The sequence below is a fragment of the Micromonospora sp. NBRC 110037 genome (assembly GCF_001652995.1).
In the GTDB taxonomy this organism is placed as follows: domain Bacteria; phylum Actinomycetota; class Actinomycetes; order Mycobacteriales; family Micromonosporaceae; genus Micromonospora; species Micromonospora chalcea.
Window position 1 is genome coordinate 226,478 of record NZ_BBVA01000004.1, and the last position, 18,808, is coordinate 245,285.

At 73.2% G+C, this 18,808-nt stretch carries 16 protein-coding genes; 11 read left to right on the forward strand and 5 right to left on the reverse strand.

Features of this window, described 5'->3' with window-relative positions; all coding sequences use genetic code 11:
- The first annotated feature begins 70 nt into the window (after positions 1–70).
- Positions 71–409: a helix-turn-helix transcriptional regulator gene (locus A4R25_RS14025; RefSeq protein WP_013284484.1), complete on the forward strand. Its 339-nt coding sequence runs from the start codon at positions 71–73 to the stop codon at positions 407–409.
- Positions 406–2,100, forward strand: a complete 1,695-nt coding sequence (locus A4R25_RS14030) for a SulP family inorganic anion transporter (protein WP_064446993.1) — start codon at positions 406–408, stop codon at positions 2,098–2,100. Before A4R25_RS14025 ends, A4R25_RS14030 begins: the two co-directional genes overlap by 4 nt.
- On the opposite strand, the gene A4R25_RS14035 is transcribed toward A4R25_RS14030, so the two are convergent.
- Complete coding sequence (locus A4R25_RS14035; RefSeq protein WP_064446994.1) at positions 2,097–2,780, reverse strand: DUF4386 domain-containing protein; 684 nt, start codon at positions 2,778–2,780, stop codon at positions 2,097–2,099. The two genes, A4R25_RS14030 and A4R25_RS14035, sit on opposite strands and share 4 nt — an antisense overlap.
- An 85-nt stretch (positions 2,781–2,865) precedes the next feature.
- On the opposite strand from A4R25_RS14035, the gene A4R25_RS14040 reads away from it, so the two are divergent.
- Positions 2,866–3,570 carry a TetR/AcrR family transcriptional regulator C-terminal domain-containing protein gene (locus A4R25_RS14040; RefSeq protein ID WP_082931013.1) on the forward strand — a complete coding sequence of 235 codons (705 nt, stop codon included), beginning with the start codon at positions 2,866–2,868 and terminating at the stop codon, positions 3,568–3,570.
- Positions 3,571–3,633: 63 nt separating this feature from the next.
- Positions 3,634–3,807 carry a hypothetical protein gene (locus A4R25_RS31480; RefSeq protein ID WP_187692897.1) on the forward strand — a complete coding sequence of 58 codons (174 nt, stop codon included), beginning with the start codon at positions 3,634–3,636 and terminating at the stop codon, positions 3,805–3,807.
- A 77-nt stretch (positions 3,808–3,884) separates the two neighbouring features.
- On the opposite strand, the gene A4R25_RS14045 is transcribed toward A4R25_RS31480, so the two are convergent.
- Both A4R25_RS14045 and ilvD read right to left on the reverse strand, forming a co-directional pair.
- Entirely contained in the window at positions 3,885–4,607 is a 723-nt protein-coding gene (locus A4R25_RS14045; protein ID WP_231915526.1) for a hypothetical protein, read from the reverse strand.
- Positions 4,608–4,689: 82 nt separating this feature from the next.
- On the reverse strand, positions 4,690–6,537 hold the full coding sequence (gene ilvD, locus A4R25_RS14050; RefSeq protein WP_082931014.1) for a dihydroxy-acid dehydratase: 1,848 nt from the start codon (positions 6,535–6,537) through the stop codon (positions 4,690–4,692).
- A gap of 110 nt (positions 6,538–6,647) precedes the next feature.
- Between ilvD and A4R25_RS14055 the strand changes: the two genes are divergently transcribed.
- The 5 genes from A4R25_RS14055 to serA all read left to right on the forward strand — a co-directional run bounded on the left by A4R25_RS14055 (position 6,648) and on the right by serA (position 14,674).
- Entirely contained in the window at positions 6,648–9,095 is a 2,448-nt protein-coding gene (locus A4R25_RS14055) for a bifunctional diguanylate cyclase/phosphodiesterase (protein WP_064446998.1), read from the forward strand.
- 180 nt (positions 9,096–9,275) lie between these two features.
- Positions 9,276–11,171 (forward strand): acetolactate synthase large subunit, encoded by a 1,896-nt coding sequence (locus tag A4R25_RS14060; protein WP_064446999.1) that lies wholly within the window; start codon positions 9,276–9,278, stop codon positions 11,169–11,171.
- On the forward strand, positions 11,172–11,687 hold the full coding sequence (gene ilvN / locus A4R25_RS14065; RefSeq protein ID WP_018786257.1) for an acetolactate synthase small subunit: 516 nt from the start codon (positions 11,172–11,174) through the stop codon (positions 11,685–11,687).
- Between the two features lie 59 nt (positions 11,688–11,746).
- Positions 11,747–12,760, forward strand: coding sequence for a ketol-acid reductoisomerase (gene ilvC, locus A4R25_RS14070; protein ID WP_043325996.1), 1,014 nt, complete (start codon positions 11,747–11,749; stop codon positions 12,758–12,760).
- A 315-nt stretch (positions 12,761–13,075) separates the two neighbouring features.
- Complete coding sequence (gene serA, locus A4R25_RS14075) at positions 13,076–14,674, forward strand: phosphoglycerate dehydrogenase (RefSeq protein ID WP_043325995.1); 1,599 nt, start codon at positions 13,076–13,078, stop codon at positions 14,672–14,674.
- Between the two features lie 61 nt (positions 14,675–14,735).
- Here the strand turns inward: serA and A4R25_RS14080 are convergent, their stop codons facing one another.
- The gene (locus tag A4R25_RS14080; RefSeq protein WP_030500876.1) at positions 14,736–15,089 is read right to left on the reverse strand and encodes a hypothetical protein; all 354 of its coding nucleotides are present in this window, start codon (positions 15,087–15,089) and stop codon (positions 14,736–14,738) included.
- Positions 15,090–15,385: 296 nt separating this feature from the next.
- The gene (locus tag A4R25_RS14085; RefSeq protein ID WP_043325992.1) at positions 15,386–16,258 is read right to left on the reverse strand and encodes an FAD:protein FMN transferase; all 873 of its coding nucleotides are present in this window, start codon (positions 16,256–16,258) and stop codon (positions 15,386–15,388) included.
- Positions 16,259–16,477: 219 nt separating this feature from the next.
- Here A4R25_RS14085 and A4R25_RS14090 point away from each other — a divergent pair, with 219 nt between their 5' ends.
- Both A4R25_RS14090 and A4R25_RS14095 read left to right on the forward strand, forming a co-directional pair.
- Positions 16,478–17,509, forward strand: coding sequence for a 3-isopropylmalate dehydrogenase (locus tag A4R25_RS14090; protein WP_030500874.1), 1,032 nt, complete (start codon positions 16,478–16,480; stop codon positions 17,507–17,509).
- Between the two features lie 194 nt (positions 17,510–17,703).
- Positions 17,704–18,798 carry a branched-chain amino acid aminotransferase gene (locus tag A4R25_RS14095; RefSeq protein ID WP_043325988.1) on the forward strand — a complete coding sequence of 365 codons (1,095 nt, stop codon included), beginning with the start codon at positions 17,704–17,706 and terminating at the stop codon, positions 18,796–18,798.
- The last annotated feature ends 10 nt before the right edge of the window (positions 18,799–18,808 follow it).

Here is an 18,808-nt window from a genome sequence, read left to right on the forward strand (position 1 = left end):
TTCATCTCCGTCGATGTGAAGATTTATGCAAGTGCTAAAGTCTTCAGAGTAGTCGTCGGAGGGGTGTGTCGTGTCGGTGCCGCTGTACCAGGCCAAGGCGGAGCTGTTCCGCACCCTCGGACACCCCGTGCGCATCCGGGTGCTCGAACTGCTCCAGGACGGGCCGAAACCGGTCCGCGACCTGCTCGCCGCCATCGACGTGGAGGCGTCCAACCTCTCCCAGCAGCTCGCCGTGCTGCGCCGCGCCGGCATGGTCACCTCGTACCGGGACGGCCCCCTCGTCATGTACGCGCTCAGCACCCCCGACGTGGCGGACCTGCTCGCCGCCGGGCGGCGCATCCTCGGCGCGGTCCTCACCGACCGGGACGCCCTGCTGGACGAGCTGCGGGCCTCGGGGACGGACCGGTGAGCGCGGCGACTGCCCTTCGCGCCGGTGACGTCGTACGGCAGACGGGCCGGCTGTTCCGCGGGCTGCTGCCCGGCCGGGCCGACTGGGCGGCGGCGCGCCGCTCGCCCCGGCGCGACCTGCTCGCCGGGCTCACCGTCGCCGTGGTGGCGCTGCCCCTGGCGCTCGCCTTCGGCGTCACCTCCGGCCTCGGCGCGCAGGCCGGCCTCGTCACCGCCGTCGTCGCCGGAGCGGTCTCCGCGGTCTTCGGCGGCTCCAACCTCCAGGTCTCCGGCCCCACCGGAGCGATGACTGTCGTGCTGGTGCCGGTGGTACAGCAGTTCGGCGCCGGTGGCGTGCTGATGGTCGGCGCGCTGGCCGGGCTGATCCTGATCGCGCTCGCCCTGGCCCGCCTCGGCCGGTACGTCCGCTACCTGCCGTCCCCGGTGATCGAGGGGTTCACCGCCGGCATCGCCGTGGTCATCGCGCTGCAACAGGTGCCGGCCGCGCTCGGCGTCACCGGCGCGCACGGCGAGAAGGTGTGGGCGGTGGCCGCCGACGCGGTCGCCCGGTTCGCCGCGCATCCCCGGCCCGCCGCGATCGCTGTCGCGCTCGGCGTGGCGGCGCTGATGCTGCTCGGCGGCCGGTGGCGGCCCGCCGTGCCGTTCTCCCTGGTCGGGGTGGCCGCCGCGACGCTCCTCGCCGAGCTGGCCCCGATCGACCTGGCCCGGATCGGCGAGCTGCCGCAGGGGCTGCCCGCGCCGTCGCTGGACTTCGTCGACCTCGGCGCGCTGGGCGTACTGCTGCCCAGCGCGCTCGCCGTGGCCGCGCTCGCCGCGCTGGAGAGCCTGCTCTCCGCCACCGTGGCCGACGGCATGACAGTCGGCGAGCGGCACGACCCGGACCGCGAACTGTTCGGCCAGGGCCTGGCCAACCTCGCCTCCCCGGTCTTCGGCGGCATCCCGGCGACCGCCGCCATCGCCCGTACCGCGGTGAACGTTCGCGCCGGGGCGTCCTCGAAGCTCGCCGCGCTCACCCACGCGGTGGCCCTCGCCGCGATCGTGCTCGCCGCCGCCCCGCTCGTCGGGCGCATCCCGCTGGCCGCCCTGGCCGGGGTGCTGCTCGCCACCACCGTCCGGATGGTGGAGGCCGCCTCCCTGCTGGCGCTGATGCGGGCCACCCGCGCCGACGCGGTGGTACTGGTGCTGACGTTCGCCGTCACCGTCATCTGGGACCTGGTGACAGCTGTGGTCGTCGGGCTCGCTGTCGCGGTCGTGCTGGCGCTGCGCGCGGTGGCCCGCAGCGCCAAGCTGGAACAGGTGCCGCTGGACACCGGCGAGCACAGCGCCGAGGAGCACGCGCTGCTCGCCGAGCACATCGTCGCGTACCGGCTGGACGGGCCGCTCTTCTTCGCCGCCGCGCACACGTTCCTGCTCCAGTTGGCCGAGGTGGCCGACGTGCGGGTGGTGATCCTGCGGATGTCCCGCGTCTCCACCATCGACGCCACCGGCGCGCAGGTGCTCGGCGACGCCATCGCCCGGCTGCGCGCCCGGGGGATCACGGTGCTGCTCTCCGGCATCACCCCGGGCCACGACCAGGTGCTCAGCACGCTCGGCGTCGCCGAGGAGCTGCGCCGCGAGGGCCTGGTGTTCGCGGACACCCCGGCCGCCATCCGGTACGCCCGGGGTGTCGCCCTGGCCGCGAGCCCCGCCTAGGCCGCGGTCGCCCTGGCATCCGTCTCCGCGCGCTTTCGCACGCCGAAGATGATCAGGTAGCCGAGGATCCACACCTCGCCCACCGTGGCGGGCACCACCAGCAGATCGCCGACGATGCCGGCGCCGGGGGCGAGGTACGCGACGAACGTCATGAGCACGTAGCCGACGCCACCGGCGACGAGGAGCCGGCCCAGCGGCCGGGGCAGCCAGCCCGACCGGAGCACGCACCAGCCCATCGGCACCAGCCAGAGCCCGAAGAAGAGGCCGCCCACCTCCCACAGGTTCCCGCTGACCAGGTAGAGCAGCTGGACCGTGTCGGCGTCGCCCGGCCCTCCGGTCGCCACCCCCAGGGCCGTCGCGAGCACTGCGGCGCTGCCCAGGATCGCGACCGCGTTGACGAGCCCGAAGGCGGCGATGCTGCCCGAGGCGGTGCTGTCGACAGTCCGGAACAGGCGGTGGAACCAGACGGCGGTGAGCGCCTGGGTGAGGACGACGAGCAGTTCGAGGGCGACGCCGACGCGGGCCAGCGACTCGTGGGCCACCAGGTTGGCGAACGTCGCGCCCGCGTCGTCCGGGTTGAAGATCATCGGCCGGACGGTGAGGAACCCCAGCGCGCCGGTGACGGCGAGCCCGAGGTAGAACAGCCCGGTCACCCGGGCGGTACGGATCAGCTGGTGCATGGCGGCTCCTTCGGGGGTGAACGACGCGGTGGCGGGGCTTGCCTTACGCCGTAAGGCCAACCATACGTTGTAAGGTCAAGGGGAGATGGGGAGCCGGATGGGAGCGCGGAAACCTCGGGAGCCGCTGAGCCGCGAGCGGGCCCTGGCCAGCGCGATCGCCCTCGTCGACGCGGAAGGGATGGAGGCGCTGACGATGCGCCGGCTCGCCGCCGAACTCGGCGTCGAGGCCATGTCGCTCTACCACCACCTACCCGGCAAGGCCGGACTGCTCGACGGCCTCGTGGACGCGGTCGCCACGGAGATCACCTCGGCCGCCGAGCGTGCCGAAGCGGACGCGCCCGGCGGCGACTGGCGTACCCGGCTGCGGCTGCGCTTCCTCGCCGCTCGCGCGGTCATGCTGCGGCACCCGTGGGCCCCCGCGCTGCTCAGCTCGCGCCCGACCGTCCCCGCCGGGGTGTACGCCTACTACGACGGCATCCTCGCCACGCTCGTCGACGGCGGCTTCTCGTACCGGATCGCCCACCGGGCGCTGCACGCGTTCGGCAGCATGGCGCTCGGCTTCGCCCAGGAGGTGTTCCGCCCGAACGCGGGCGGGGCGGCCGACGCCGCAGCCGCGGAAGCGGAGATGGTGGCGCTGGCCGAACGGCTGCCGCACCTGGCCGCGATGGTGGCCGCCGAGACGCACGACGCGGCCGATCCGACGCTGGGCTGGTGCGACTCCCAGACCGAGTTCGAGTTCACCCTCGACCTGCTCTTCGACGGCCTCGAACGACACCTGCCGCGCGCCTGACCCCGTCGGCCCTCGGGCGGGTTCGGGCGGGTTCGGGCGGCGCCGGGCGGGTACCAGGGCGGCATGACTGATCCGGTTGAGCTGTCCGAACTGCACGCCGGAGGCGCCGATCCCGACGACGTCATCCCGGACGAGCCGCACGCGGACCTGGACGGCACCGACGAGAACTCACCGGCGGAGTTTGGCCTGCCGATAGACGGCACCGCCCCGGCTGAGGAGGACCCCGCCCAGCGGTGAGGGGAACGCCATGGGTGTCAAACGGGTCCTGAGACACCCATGACGTTCCACCCGATGGCCGCGGAGGCCGCGGGGCGCTAGTTGGGCAGTGCGGCGAGGCCGGCCAGCAGTTCCCAGCGCTCGGCCTCGGTGAGCGCCGCGTACGCCGGCTCGTCGCGGCGGTCGGTGTCCGCCTCGATCGCCGCGCGTTCCGGGCCGTCCGGCAGCGCGCGGATCTCGTCGGCGGTCAGCCCGGCGGCCCGCCACGCGGCCCGGTGCGCGTCCGCGCGGTGGTGCCGCAGCGAGCCCAACCGGGTGACGAGCAGCAGCGCCGGGGAGGCCCCTTCCGGCTCGTACGGCGGGGACATCGCCCGGAACACCGGCCCGCCGGTGGCCTGCGCGTGCGCCAGCACCCGGCCGACCAGGTCGGCGAGCCGGGGCACGACGCCCAGGCCGGGCAGCACGCCGGGCAGCATGGCCCACAGTTCCTCGGCGGCCTCGCCGGTGGCCCGCTGGGCGAACAGCGTCAGTTCCCGGCCCAGGTCGGTGAGGTGCCACGCGCCCTCGTCGTCCCGGACGACGACGCCCTGCGCCAGTTCCTCGTCCATGCTTCCGGGGGTGTAGATCAGGCCGTCGGCCAGCGCCTCGGCGGGCATCGGCCGGGCCAGCACACCGGAGAAGAAGCTGTTCTCCGCGCCGAGTGTGCAGCCCCGCTCGGCGTAGAACGCCTCCATCCGGGCGCGCGCTGCCCAGCGGGCGCCCACGTACACCCGGTCGATCGCCGGCCGGACCAGTCGCGCGTAACTCACCGTCGTCTCCACGCCGCCGGACCCTACCGGCGCGCGGGCGTTAAGAAGGGCCCCCTCCTCTACCGGAGGCGTTAAGAAGGGGCCCTTCCTTACATCACTCCGGGACGCGGCGGTAGGCGCCGTCGCTGGCCGAGGTCGCCATCGAGGCGTACGCGCGCAGCGCCGCCGACACCGGACGCTGCCGGTCGACCGGGGTGTACGGGCGGTCTCGCTTCTCCTCGGCCACCCGGCGCGCCTCCAGCTCGTCGGCGGGCACGTTCAGCTCGATCGACCGGCCCGGGATGTCGATGACGATCTCGTCGCCGTCGCGGACCAGCGCGATCAGCCCACCGGAGGCGGCCTCCGGGGAGACGTGCCCGATGGACAGGCCGGAGGTGCCGCCGGAGAACCGGCCGTCGGTGAGCAGCGCGCAGGAGCGGCCCAGCCCCCGGCCCTTGAGGAACGAGGTCGGGTAGAGCATCTCCTGCATGCCGGGGCCGCCCTTCGGGCCCTCGTACCGGATCACCACGACGTCCCCGGCGACGATCTCCTTGGCGAGGATCGCGGTCACCGCGTCGTCCTGCGACTCGTAGACCTTGGCCGGGCCGCGGAACGTCAGGCACTCCTCGGGCACGCCGGCGGTCTTCACCACGCAGCCGGCCGGCGCGAGGTTGCCGTGCAGGATGGCCAGGCCGCCGTCCGCGCTGTAGGCGTGCTCCCGGTCCCGGATGCAGCCTCCGGCCGCGTCGGTGTCCAGCGACGACCAGCGGTTGGTGGTGGAGAACGGCTCGGTGGTGCGCACGCCGCCCGGGGCGGCGTGGAACAGCTCGATCGCCTCTCGCGTGGCCGAGCCGCCGCGCACGTCCCAGTCGGCCAGCCACTTGTCGAGGCCGGGGGAGTGCACCGCGCGCACGTCTCGGTGCAGCAGCCCGGCGCGGTCCAGCTCACCGAGGATGGCCGGGATGCCGCCGGCCCGGTGCACGTCCTCCATGTGGTAGTTCGGCGAGTTCGGGGCGACCTTGGCCAGGCACGGCACCCGGCGGGAGATCGCGTCGATGTCGGCGACGCCGAAGTCCAGCTCGGCCTCGCGGGCGGCGGCGAGCAGGTGCAGCACCGTGTTCGTGGAGCCGCCCATGGCCACGTCGAGGGCGATCGCGTTCTCGAACGCCTCCCGGCCGGCGATCGAGCGCGGCAGCACCGAGGCGTCGTCGTTCTCGTACCACTGCTTGGCGATCTCCACGATCGTGCGCCCGGCCTCGACGAACAGCGACCGGCGCGCGGCGTGGGTGGCGAGCGTCGAGCCGTTGCCTGGTAGCGCGAGGCCGATCGCCTCGGTGAGACAGTTCATCGAGTTGGCGGTGAACATGCCGGAGCAGGACCCGCAGGTCGGGCAGGCGGAGCGCTCGATCTCGCCGAGCTGGTCGTCGGTGACCGCCTCGTTCGAGGAGGCGATCATGGCGTCGATCAGGTCGATCTTGGAGTGCACGACTCCCTCGATCGCCACCGTCTTGCCGGCCTCCATCGGGCCGCCGGAGACGAAGACGGTGGGGATGTTGAGCCGCAGCGCGGCGAGCAGCATGCCCGGGGTGATCTTGTCGCAGTTGGAGATGCAGACCAGGGCGTCCGCGCAGTGCGCGTTGACCATGTACTCGACCGCGTCGGCGATCAGCTCCCGGCTGGGCAGGGAGTAGAGCATGCCGCCGTGGCCCATGGCGATGCCGTCGTCCACGGCGATGGTGTTGAACTCCCGCCCCACGCCGCCGGCCTCGGCCACCGCGTCGGCGACCAGGCCGCCGAGGTCCTTGAGGTGGACGTGACCGGGTACGAACTGGGTGAAACTGTTGGCGATGGCGACGATCGGCTTGCCGAAGTCGTCGTCGGTCATCCCGGTGGCCCGCCACAGGGCCCGGGCGCCGGCCATCGTCCGACCGTGGGTGGAGGTCCTCGACCGCAGCTCAGGCATGACAACCAGTCTGACACCATCCCGGCGGCGCGCCCCCGCCGCGCACCCTGTGTCCCAACAGTTGCACACCCGGTGCCCCACGGGGGGCGCTCATCCGGCACAGTTGACGCGTGCAGTCGTCCCCGGGGATGGTCACCGTCGCGGCGCTGAGCGGGATCGCCGCGGCCGCCGCCACGGTGCTGCTCGCCGCGTCCGCGCGGCGTCGCACCGGCCCTCGGCGGCAGGCCCACCTGCTGCTGGCCGTCGCCGCCGGGGCGGCCCTGCTCAGCCTGCTGGTCGGTCTCGGCGGTCTGCTCGCGGCCGGGGACCACTGGGCGCACCGGCAGGGCCAGCGGACCGGCTGGGCGGCAGTGGTCGCGGTGGGCACCACGCTCGCCGGGCTCGGCCTCGGCGCCGCCGTGCTCCGGCTGCCCGGCGCCGCCGCGACCCGCGCCGCCACCGCCCGGCTGCTGCTGGACGGCCTGATCATGGGCAGCGCGCTCTGGTTCGTCGGCTGGGTGGCGTTCAGCGAGCCGACCCGGCTGCTCGGTGACGCCACCCCGGTTGCCTGCCTGCCGATCGTGCTGGCCTCGATCATCGCGGCGCTGACCACCGGGCTGACCGTGATCCTGGTGCTGCGGGTCGCGCCGCCACGCGGGTGGCTGACCCTGCTCGGCGTCGGCGCGATAGCGGTCACCGCGGGCGGGCTGGGCGTCTCGGCCGGGCTCTGCCAGGCCGGTCCCGGCCTGGCGCTGACCGGCGCCACGCTGACCGCCGCCGGCCTGCTCGCCACCGCCGTGGCCGGACGCCGGGCCGACCTGACGCAGCTCGACGTCGATCTCATCCGCCGCGACGGCGAGTACGCCTTCGTGCCGATGTTCGCCATCGCCGCCTCCGCGATGTACCACCTGGTGCAGGGTGGCGGGTTCGACGGGTACGCCATCGTGGCCGGCACGGTCGAGGGCTTCGCCCTGGTCACCCGGCAGTACCTGGCGCTCAACGACGTACGCGGCTACGCGGGCCGGCTGGCCGAGCGGGAGGCGCACTTCCGTGAGCTGGCGCACACCGACCCGCTCACCGGGCTGGCGAACCGGCGCGGGCTGCTGCGGGCCCTGCACCGCTGCGCCGAGTCGGGCGTGCCCTGCGTCCTGCTCGGGCTCGACCTGGACGGGTTCAAGAACGTCAACGACATGCGGGGCCACGACGTCGGCGACGCGGTGCTGATCGAGGTGGGGCGGCGGCTGCGGGGCAACCTGCGGCCGGGTGACCTGGCGGCCCGGCTCGGCGGCGACGAGTTCGCGGTGCTGATGCACGGGTCGGCCGATCCCGGCCCGGTGGCCGACCGGCTGCTCGGGGTGCTCGGCCGCCCGTACGAGCAGGGGGACGGTCCGGTCTTCCTGTCGGTGAGCATCGGCGTGGCGGCCGGGCACGGCGACGCGGACGTGGAGCTGCTGCTGCGCAACGCCGACCTGGCGCTGCGCTACGCCAAGCAGCGGGGCAAGAACCGGATCGAGCGCTACGACGCCACGTACGACCAGTTGCTGAGCCGGCGTACCCGGCTGGAGCACGAGCTGCGCGGCGCGATCGAGCGCGACGAGCTGCGGCTGGTCTTCCAGCCGGTGGCCTCGCTGCCGTCGGTGCGCCCGGTCGGCGCCGAGGCGCTGCTGCGCTGGCGGCACCCGGAGCTGGGCAACGTCCGGCCGGACGAGTTCATCCCGCTCGCCGAGGAGTGCGGGATGATCGCCAAGCTCGGCGCGTGGGTGCTGCACCAGGCCTGCTACCAGCTCTCCCGCTGGCTCGCCGACGGGCACGACGTGTGGGTGTCGGTGAACGTCTCACCGCGCGAGCTGCACGCGCCGGAGTACGTGGTCCAGGTCGCCGAGGCGCTGCGCGCGCACCACGTGCCGCCGCAGCGGCTGGTGCTGGAGGTGACCGAGCACGCGGTCGCCACCGACCTGGACGAGCTGATCCGGCGGCTCACCGCGCTGCGGCTGACCGGCGTCCGGATCGCGCTGGACGACTTCGGCGCCGGCTACTCGTCGCTCGGCCAGCTCCGGCGGCTGCCGATCGACATCCTCAAGATCGACCACAGTCTGGTCGCCGAGCACGAGCCGGTCCGGCCGGTCGGGCGGGACGGTCCGGCGTTCGCGCCGATGGTCGACATCGTCATGCGCCTGGGGCATCAGCTCGGCCTGGAGGTGATCGCCGAGGGCGTGACCAATCCGACCGAGCTTGCCGCGGTGGTGGCCGCCGGCTGCCGGTTCGGTCAGGGGGCGCTGTTCGGCTGGGGCGTGCCGGCCGAGCACCTGGAGGCGATGCTGGAGGCGGCGACCGCGCCCGGGAACCGGCACACCGCGATGCCGCAGACACCACCGGCCCCGCCGGCGCACAGCCCGTCTCCGTTGCTGCCCCGGCTGCGCAACAACCCGCCCGCCACGGTGCCCGCCCAGCGTCCTCCGATGGAGGGATCTTCGCAGGTGACGCCGGGGGTGGAGGGCATGCCGGGTGCCGAAACGCCCACGTCCGTGAACCAAAATGTGGGATCAGTTGACTCATCGCGTGAGATGCGTCAGGCTTAGCCGCATGTCGTCGAACCGGTCGCCGCGAGTACTTACCTGAGCGCACTCTCCCACCGAGAGTGCGCTGGCCCCGTGCATCCTGCACGTGGGCTTTTTTGTTGCCGTCGGACCCATCGCGGGACCTCCGCGTCCCATCCTGAGAAGCGCGTCACCCACTCACTTCCGAAGGCTTGAACCGCCATGACGAGACCCACGCCAGAGACCCTCGCCCACTCCGCCCGCCGTGCCCGTTCCGGCACCGGCGCGGCCGGTGACTCCGACTCCGCCGCCCGCCCCGGCCGTGCCGCCCCGGCGGCCGCCACCACCGAGACGCCCGTACGGGAGCCCGCCACCGCGCAGGTCTCGGGCGCCGGTTCGCTCGTGCGGTCGCTGGAGGCGCTCGGCGTCGACGTGGTCTTCGGCATTCCGGGCGGTGCGATCCTGCCCGCGTACGACCCGCTCTACGACTCCACGGTCCGCCACATCCTGGTCCGGCACGAGCAGGGCGCCGGGCACGCGGCCACCGGTTACGCGCAGGCCACCGGCCGGGTGGGCGTCTGCATCGCCACCTCCGGCCCGGGCGCGACGAACCTGGTGACGCCGATCGCCGACGCCTACATGGACTCGGTGCCGATCGTGGCGATCACCGGCCAGGTGGCCCGGCCGTCGATCGGCACGGACGCCTTCCAGGAGGCGGACATCCAGGGCATCACGCTGCCGATCACCAAGCACAACTTCCTGGTGCAGACGGCCGACGAGATCCCGCGGGTGCTGGCCGAGGCGTTCCACCTGGCCGCGACCGGCCGGCCCGGCCCGGTGCTCGTCGACATCCCGAAGGACGTGCTCCAGGCGCCGGCGACCTTCTCCTGGCCGCCCGCGCTCGACCTGCCCGGCTACCGGCCCACGCTGCACCCGCACGGCAAGCAGATCCGCGAGGCGGCCCGGCTGATGACCTCGGCCCGCCGTCCGGTGCTCTACGTCGGCGGCGGCGTGCTCAAGGCCGGCGCCACCGAGGGGCTGCGCAAGCTGGCCGAGCAGACCGGCATCCCGGTGGTCACCACGCTGATGGCGCTCGGCGCGTTCCCCGACTCGCACCGCCAGCACCTGGGCATGCCGGGCATGCACGGCACCGTGGCCGCGGTCTACGGCCTGCAGAAGGCCGACCTGATCGTGGCGCTGGGCGCCCGCTTCGACGACCGGGTGACCGGCAAGCTCGACTCGTTCGCGCCGGACGCGACTGTGGTCCACGCCGACATCGACCCGGCCGAGATCGGCAAGAACCGGCACGCCGACGTCCCGATCGTGGGCGACGCGCGGCACGTCATCGACGAGCTGATCGCGGCGGTCACCGCCGAGCAGGCCGCGCACCCGTCGGTCGACCTGACCGACTGGTGGGCGCAGCTCGACGACCTGCGCGAGCGGTACCCGCTCGGTTTCGAGGAGCCGGCCGACGGCACGCTCTCCCCGCAGTACGTGATCAAGCGGCTGGGCGAGATCGCCGGCCCGGACGCGATCTACGTGGCGGGCGTCGGCCAGCACCAGATGTGGGCCAGCCAGTTCATCTCGTACGAGAAGCCGCACACCTGGCTCAACTCCGGTGGCCTGGGCACCATGGGCTACGCCGTTCCGGCCGCGATGGGGGCCAAGGTCGGCAAGCCGGACACCACCGTGTGGGCGGTCGACGGCGACGGCTGCTTCCAGATGACCAACCAGGAGCTGGCCACCTGCGCGCTGGAGGGCATCCCGGTCAAGGTCGCCGTGATCAACAACGGCAACCTGGGCATGGTGCGGCAGTGGCAGACCCTGTTCTACGGGGAGCGCTACTCCAACACCGAGCTGGGCACGCACAAGCACCGCATCCCGGACTTCGTCAAGCTCGCCGAGGCGCTCGGCTGCGTCGGGCTGCGCTGCGAGAACGCCGCCGACGTGGACAAGACCATCGAGGCGGCCATGGCGATCAACGACGCGCCGGTGGTCATCGACTTCGTGGTCGGCAAGGACGCGATGGTCTGGCCGATGGTCGCCGCCGGCACCAGCAACGACGAGATCATGTTCGCCAGGGGCGTGCGCCCCGCGTTCGACGAGGACGAACTCTAAATGACGATGCACACGCTGTCCGTGCTGGTGGAGAACAAGCCGGGCGTCCTGGCCCGGGTCTCCGGGCTGTTCTCCCGGCGCGGGTTCAACATCGACAGCCTCGCCGTCGGCGAGACCGAGAACCCGGACGTCTCCCGCATCACCATCGTGGTCAACGCCGAGTCCTCGCCGCTGGAGCAGGTGACCAAGCAGCTCAACAAGCTGGTCAACGTACTCAAGATCGTGGAGCTGGACCCGCAGGTGTCGGTGGCGCGGGAGTTGCTGCTGGTCAAGGTCCGCGCGGACCGCACGGCCCGCGCCCAGGTGCTGGAGACGGTCGGCCTGTTCCGTGCCCGGGTGGTCGACGTCGCGCCGGACACGCTGACGATCGAGGCCACCGGCACGCCGGACAAGCTCGACGCGCTGCTGCGTGACCTGGAGCCGTTCGGCATCAAGGAGATGGTCCAGTCCGGCACGGTGGCCATCGGGCGGGGTTCCCGGGCCATCACCGCCGGCCCGGCCCTGCGCGCCGCCTGATCCGTACCCACAAGTTTTTTCGACGGGCCGACGGGCTCCGCCGTACGAAAGGGAAGTCAATGAGCGTTGAGGTGTTCTACGACGACGACGCCGACCTGGGCCTGATCCAGGGCCGCAAGGTCGCCGTGATCGGGTACGGCAGCCAGGGCCACGCGCACGCGCTGTCGCTGCGCGACTCGGGCGTCGACGTGGTGATCGGCCTGCCCGCCGGGTCGAAGAGCCGGCCGAAGGCCGAGGAGCAGGGCCTGCGGGTGCTCACGCCCGCCGAGGCGGCCGCCGAGGCCGACGTGATCATGATCCTGGCGCCGGACACGGCCCAGCGGCACATCTACGCCGAGGCCATCGCGCCGAACCTGACCGCGGGCAAGGCGCTGTTCTTCGGGCACGGCTTCAACATCCGGTACGGCCTGATCAAGCCCCCGGCCGACGTGGACGTGGCGATGGTCGCCCCGAAGGGCCCCGGTCACCTGGTCCGCCGCCAGTACGTCGACGGCAAGGGCGTGCCCTGCCTGGTCGCCGTCGAGCAGGACGCCAGCGGCAACGCGTTCGGCCTCGCCCTGGCGTACGCCAAGGCGATCGGCGGCACCCGCGCCGGCGCGATCCGGACCACGTTCACCGAGGAGACCGAGACCGACCTGTTCGGCGAGCAGGCGGTGCTCTGCGGCGGCGCGGCGGCGCTGGTGCAGACCGGTTTCGAGGTGCTCACCGAGGCCGGCTACGCGCCCGAGGTGGCCTACTTCGAGTGCCTGCACGAGCTGAAGCTGATCGTCGACCTGATGTACGAGGGCGGCATCGCCCGGATGCGCTACAGCATCTCCGACACCGCCGAGTACGGCGACCTGTCCCGTGGCCCGCGCGTGATCGACTCGCGGGTCAAGGAGGAGATGCGCAAGATCCTCGGCGAGATCCAGTCCGGCGAGTTCGCCCGCGAGTGGGTGGCCGAGGACGAGGCCGGCCGGCCGAACTTCGCCAAGTGGCAGGCCGAGGGCGCGGCGCACCCGATCGAGGAGACCGGGCAGAAGCTGCGCGGCATGATGAGCTGGGTCGACCGGCCGATCACCGAGACCGCCTGAACCCTCCCCACGTGCGGCCCGTGGCCCGACGCTCTCCCCGGCGTCCGGCCGCGGGCCGCCGTGCGTTCACGTGTTGAGACACGGTGAGTAGCGCCTCGTCCCGTACCGCACCCGTTAACGGGGGATGACGGGCGTGCGACGGGCCTTTGTGAGGGCCCTCACCCCGCACTCCGGGACACGCCGGGCGGGCAGCCACCTACCATCCTTGGTGTGGTGCCCCGGCGCACCCGACGGCCATGGCACGGATCGGCGTAGGGCGCAGCGCGGCGCCCCGGCGTCCCAGGCCGCACCATTACCGAGCGTCTACGAGGACCGATGAATCCTGTCGTACTGATCGCCGAAGAACTCGCCCCCGCCGCCATCGAGGTGCTCGCCCACGACTTCGACGTGCGGCACGTGGACGGCACCGATCGCCCGGCCCTGCTCTCCGCCCTCTCCGAGGCCGACGCGGTGATCGTACGCAGCGCCACCCAGATCGACGCCGAGGCGATCGCGGCCGCGCCGCGGCTCAAGGTGGTCGCCCGGGCCGGCGTCGGTCTGGACAACGTCGAGGTGCCCGCCGCCACCGCCCGGGGCGTCATGGTGGTGAACGCGCCCACCTCGAACATCGTCTCCGCCGCCGAGCAGGCCGTCGCGCTGCTGCTCGCGGTGGCCCGCAACACCGCCAGCGCCAGCGCCGCGCTCAAGGCCGGCGAGTGGAAGCGGTCCAAGTACACCGGCGTGGAGATCCAGGGCAAGACCGTGGGCGTGGTCGGCCTCGGCCGCATCGGCGTGCTGTTCGCCCAGCGCATCGCCGCGTTCGGCACCCGGCTGATCGCGTACGACCCGTACATCCAGCCGGCCCGCGCCGCGCAGCTCGGTGTCCGCCTGGTCGGGCTGGAGGAGCTGCTGCGGGAGAGCGACTTCATCTCGATCCACCTGCCGAAGACGCCGGAGACGGTGGGCCTGATCGGCGAGAAGGAGCTGGCGATCGTCAAGCCGGGCGTCCGGATCGTCAACGCGGCCCGGGGCGGGCTGGTCGACGAGCAGGCGCTCGCCGACGCGATCGCGGAGGGCCGGGTCGCCGGCGCCGGCGTCGACGTGTACGCCAAGGAGCCGTGCACCTCCTCGCCGCTGTTCGCCTTCGACAACGTGGTGGCCACCCCGCACCTGGGCGCCTCCACGAACGAGGCGCAGGACAAGGCCGGTCTGGCCGTGGCCAAGAGCGTCAAGCTGGCGCTCCAGGGCGAGTTCGTGCCGGACGCGGTGAACGTGCAGGCCGGCGGCGTGGTCGCCGAGGACGTACGCCCGCTGCTGCCGCTGGCCGAGCGGCTGGGCCGGGCGTTCACCGCCCTGGCCGGCGGGGTGGCCGCCAGCGTCACCGTCGAGGTGCGCGGTGAGATCGCCGCCCACGACGTGTCGGTGCTCAAGCTGGCTGCGACCAAGGGCCTGTTCAGCTCCGTGGTGGAGGAGCAGGTCACCTACGTCAACGCGCCGCACCTGGCGGCCGAGCGGGGTGTCGAGGTCACGCTGGCCACGCCGGGCGAGACGGTCGACCACCCGAACCTGGTGACCGTGCGCGGCGCGCTGCCGGACGGCCGTACCGTCCGGGTGTCCGGCACCGTGGTGCACACCGGCGCCCGGGACGTGTTCAAGCTGACCGAGGTGGACGGCTTCGACGTCGAGATCGGCGCGGAGGGCATCCTGGTCTTCCTGCGCTACGCCGACCGGCCCGGCGTGGTCGGCACCGTCGGCACGCTGCTCGGCGAGGCCGGCGTCAACATCGCCGCCATGCAGGTGGCCCGCCGTGAGGCCGGTGGCGAGACGCTGATGACGCTCACCGTCGACCAGGCGCTCGGCGCCGACCTGCTCACCTCCGCCGCCGACTCGATCGGCGCGGTGGCGGCCAGCGCGGCCGACCTGCGCGACGTGTAGTCCGGACAGGACACATCGGGGCCCGGCCGGATGCGGCCGGGCCCTTCGTCGTTCCGGCCGGTCAGGAACGCACGCGGGCCGGTGGCGGGTAGACCGAGCCGTCCTGCGCGTCGAAGAGCATCAGGTCGTGTTCGCCGGCCAGCCGTTCGATGTCCAGCAGGACCTGGTCCGGGCAGGTCGGGTTCAGGTTCATCTCGATGTGGTCGGCGGCCGTGTGCAGCGGCGCCTCCCAGGGCGTACCCGGCCGGGTCGGACCGTCGGGGTAGCTCGCCGTGATCGCCCGGTAGAAGGCGACCAGCCTCGGGTCGGGTTGCTGCTTGCCGTGCCAGCCCTCGCGGCACTGCTGCACCGCCGCCCGCACCTGCTCCGGTGTCGCCCCGTTCGGCAGGGCCCACACGCTCAGATCGAAACTCACGGCGGACAGCGTGCCATCCCGGGCCCGGCCCGTCACCTCTGCCCCACCGTGCGTTCACCGGCTGATTGCCGACACCGATTCCCCGGCGTCCGCTGTGGAGACTCTTGCGTCGAGTTGCGTCGATTCGCTAGCGTACCGTTGCGGTTTCCGGCTGAGTCGATTCCCCGGCCCGTCTTCGGGTGGCGCGGTCGGGCGTCCGCCCCGTCGGCCCGCACCCCTCGATTGCGCGAGCCACGCGCACTCGTCGCTGACCGGCCCCCACGGTCGTTGCCGAGACCGCGGGGGCCGATCGCGGCTCAGCGCCGGTGCTGCGCGAACAGCGGGCGGTAGTCCGAGTCCTGGCGGAACCAGGCCAGTCCGGCCGGTCCGGCGGCGTACAGGGCGGTGGCGTAGGCGTCGGCGACGGCGAGGTCCGGGCCGATCACGGTGGCGGCCGCCAGGCGGTCGGTCGGCTCGCCGGTGTGCGGGTCGATCACGTGCCCCCGCCGCCCGGTGACACCGGAGGTGCCCACCGCGCCGGTCGTCATCTCCAGCACGAGCGGCGTGCGCCGGGTGTCGGTGGGGTGGTGCACGGCCACGCGCCACGGCCCGCCGTGCGCCGCGCGCCCGCGTACCGTCAGGTCGGCGCCGCTGAGCACGGCGTAGTCGTGGATGCCGGCGGCGCGCAACCGCGCCGCGGCCCGCTCCACGGCCCAGCCGCCGAGCAGGCCGCCCGGGTCGAAGCCGCCGGGCACCGCCCAGGCGTCGAACCAGCCGTCGGTCGCCGCCCGCATCGACGCGCAGAGGTCGATCAGGTCGGCCAGCGGGGGGTACGAGTCGGGGCTGATCTCGTCGCGGCGCAGCCGGGAGACGAGGCTGTCCGGCCGGTTCGGTCCGTAGGTGAGGTCGATGGCGCGCAGTTCGGCGACGGCGTCCCGCAGCGCCTCGCCCACCACCCGGTGGCCCAGCCACTCGGGCGCGTTGAGCAGCAGTGTGTAGTCGGCGGTCGAGGTGGCCACCGTGTGCCGGACGGTGATCCGGCCGGACGCGCCGGCGCCGGGCCGCTCGACGCGGTGGCTGCTGGCGCCCAGGTGCAGGTCCGGACGGACCGGGCGGAACGCGGACTGGTCGACCCAGCGGGTACGTGGTTGCTCGTCCGCCCAGTGGGTCCGCCGGTGCTCGATCCGCATGACACCTGCCCCTCGGTGGTCGCCGCCGTGTCGCGGCGGTGGCCGGTTCCGGGCCTGCGTCGACCCGATGAAACCCGACCCTAAGCAGTGGAGATGACCGCGCCATGGGTGTCAGCTGGGAGGATCCTGTGACTCGCGTTCCCGAATGGTGGAAGATTCGTACCGGGGGACGGGACACCGACGTACCGTTGCCGGGAACGTCGAGACGAGGAGCATCAGGTGGCACGCATCGCGGTGGTGGCCGGCGACGGCATCGGACCCGAGGTGGTCGCGCAGGCCCGCAAGGTCCTCGACGCGGTGCTGCCCGGCATCGAGGCCACCGAGTACGACCTGGGCGCGGCGCGCTGGCACCGCACCGGCGAGGCGCTGCCCGACTCCGTCCTCGACGAGCTGGCCGGTCACGACGCGATCCTGCTCGGCGCGGTCGGCGACCCGACCGTGCCGCCGGGCGTGCTGGAGCGCGGCCTGCTGCTCAAGCTCCGGTTCGCCTTCGACCAGTACGTCAACCTGCGCCCGTCCCGGCTCTGGCCCGGCGTCGGCGGCCCGCTCGCCGCGGTCAAGCCCGGCGAGGTCGACCTCGTGGTGGTCCGCGAGGGCACCGAGGGGCTGTACGCGGGCGCCGGAGGCGCGCTGCACCGGGACACCCCGGCCGAGGTGGCCACCGAGGAGAGCCTGAACACCCGGCACGGCGTCGAGCGGGTCATCCGCGACGCCTTCGCCCGCGCCCGCCGTCGCGAACGGCGCAAGGTCACGCTCGTGCACAAGACCAACGTGCTCACCCACGCCGGTTCGCTCTGGTCGCGCGCCTTCGCCGCGGTGGCCGCCGAGCACCCCGACGTCACCACCGAGTACCAGCACATCGACGCCGCCGCGATGTTCCTGGTGACCAACCCGTCCCGGTACGACGTGGTGGTCACCGACAACCTCTTCGGCGACATCCTCACCGACATCGCCGCCGCGGTGACCGGTGGCATCGGGCTGGCGGCCAGCGGCTGCATCAACCCGGAGGGGCGCTACCCGTCGATGTTCGAGCCGGTGCACGGCTCCGCGCCGGACATCGCCGGCAAGGGCGTCGCCGACCCGGTCGCCGCCGTGCTCTCCGCCGCGCTGCTGCTGGACCAGCTCGGCCACGCCGACGCCGCCGCCCGGGTCACCGCTGCGGTCGGCGCCGAGCTGGCCGCGCGTACGCCCGGCGCGCCGCTGCGCACCGAGGAGGTCGGCGACCGGCTCGCCGGGTACGCCGTATCCTGACCGGGCCGATCCTCACCTGGCGGCCCGGTAACGGGCCGCCAGACCCGTCTCCGGGCCCGATTCGGCGGTCCGGTGCGGCGCAACCGTCCGAGGGGCGGACCTATCCGCTGAACGACCGTTCGGGGTAAGTTTCTGGCACCAGTGACGTCGGCGTGCGATCCCGCATGCCGTGAACCCGCAGGGAGGTCAGCGCGATGAGCGGTGGTGACAAGCTCGATTTCGAGATCCGTCCGAATCCCGCGCCGGTATCCGCCGCCGACCGGGCCGCCCTGCTGGCGAACCCCGGTTTCGGCCGGGTCTTCACCGACCACATGGTCACCATCCGCTACGCCGAGGGCAAGGGCTGGTACGACGCCCGCCTGGAGGCGCGCGCGCCGATCCCGATGGACCCGGCCGCGGCGGTGCTGCACTACGCGCAGGAGATCTTCGAAGGGCTGAAGGCGTACCGCACCGGCGACGCGGTGACGATGTTCCGCCCGGAGGCCAACGCGGCCCGGTTCAGCGCGTCCGCCCGCCGGCTCGCCATGCCGGAGCTGCCGGAGGCGACGTTCGTGGAGTCGCTGCGCCGCCTGGTCGAGATCGACCAGGCGTGGATCCCGGAGCACGAGGACGCCAGCCTCTACCTGCGTCCGTTCATGTTCGCCAGCGAGGTCTTCCTCGGCGTGCGCCCGGCCAACGAATACCTGTACTGCGTCATCGCCTCGCCGGCCGGGGCGTACTTCTCCGGCGGGGTGAAGCCGGTGACGGTCTGGGTCTCGCCGGACTACACCCGGGCCGCGCCCGGCGGCACCGGCGCGGCCAAGTGCGGCGGCAACTACGCCGCGTCGCTCGCGGCGCAGGCCGAGGCGATCGAGGCCGGCTGCGACCAGGTGGTCTTCCTGGACGCGGTCGAGCGGCGCTACGTCGACGAGCTGGGCGGCATGAACGTCTTCTTCGTCTACGACGACGGCAGCATCGTCACCCCGCCGCTGGGCGGCACGATCCTGCCCGGCATCACCCGCGACGCGATCCTCACCCTGGCCGCCGAGGCCGGGCACGAGGTGCGGGAGGCGCCGGTCAGCTTCGCCGACTGGCAGGCCGACGCGGCGAGCGGGCGGCTGCGCGAGGTGTTCGCCTGCGGCACGGCCGCTGTCGTCACCCCGATCGGCGGCGTGCGCTTCCCGGAGGGCGAGTTCCTCATCGGCGGCGGCGAGCCCGGCCAGGTCACCATGGCCCTGCGCCAGAAGCTGGTGGACATCCAGCGCGGTCGCGCCGAGGACCCGCACGGCTGGGTCACCCGGGTCATCTGACCGCCCGACC

What these genes read in the sequence shown, in the direction of transcription:
- A4R25_RS14035 (WP_064446994.1), bottom strand. Translation starts at nt 2,780, where the DNA reads ATGCACCAGCTGATCCGTACCGCCCGGGTGACCGGGCTGTTCTACCTC.
- A4R25_RS14095 (WP_043325988.1), top strand. Translation starts at nt 17,704, where the DNA reads ATGAGCGGTGGTGACAAGCTCGATTTCGAGATCCGTCCGAATCCCGCG.
- A4R25_RS14040 (WP_082931013.1), top strand. Translation starts at nt 2,866, where the DNA reads ATGGGGAGCCGGATGGGAGCGCGGAAACCTCGGGAGCCGCTGAGCCGC.
- serA (WP_043325995.1), top strand. Translation starts at nt 13,076, where the DNA reads ATGAATCCTGTCGTACTGATCGCCGAAGAACTCGCCCCCGCCGCCATC.
- A4R25_RS14060 (WP_064446999.1), top strand. Translation starts at nt 9,276, where the DNA reads ATGACGAGACCCACGCCAGAGACCCTCGCCCACTCCGCCCGCCGTGCC.
- A4R25_RS14085 (WP_043325992.1), bottom strand. Translation starts at nt 16,258, where the DNA reads ATGCGGATCGAGCACCGGCGGACCCACTGGGCGGACGAGCAACCACGT.
- A4R25_RS31480 (WP_187692897.1), top strand. Translation starts at nt 3,634, where the DNA reads ATGACTGATCCGGTTGAGCTGTCCGAACTGCACGCCGGAGGCGCCGAT.
- ilvC (WP_043325996.1), top strand. Translation starts at nt 11,747, where the DNA reads ATGAGCGTTGAGGTGTTCTACGACGACGACGCCGACCTGGGCCTGATC.
- ilvD (WP_082931014.1), bottom strand. Translation starts at nt 6,537, where the DNA reads ATGCCTGAGCTGCGGTCGAGGACCTCCACCCACGGTCGGACGATGGCC.
- ilvN (WP_018786257.1), top strand. Translation starts at nt 11,172, where the DNA reads ATGACGATGCACACGCTGTCCGTGCTGGTGGAGAACAAGCCGGGCGTC.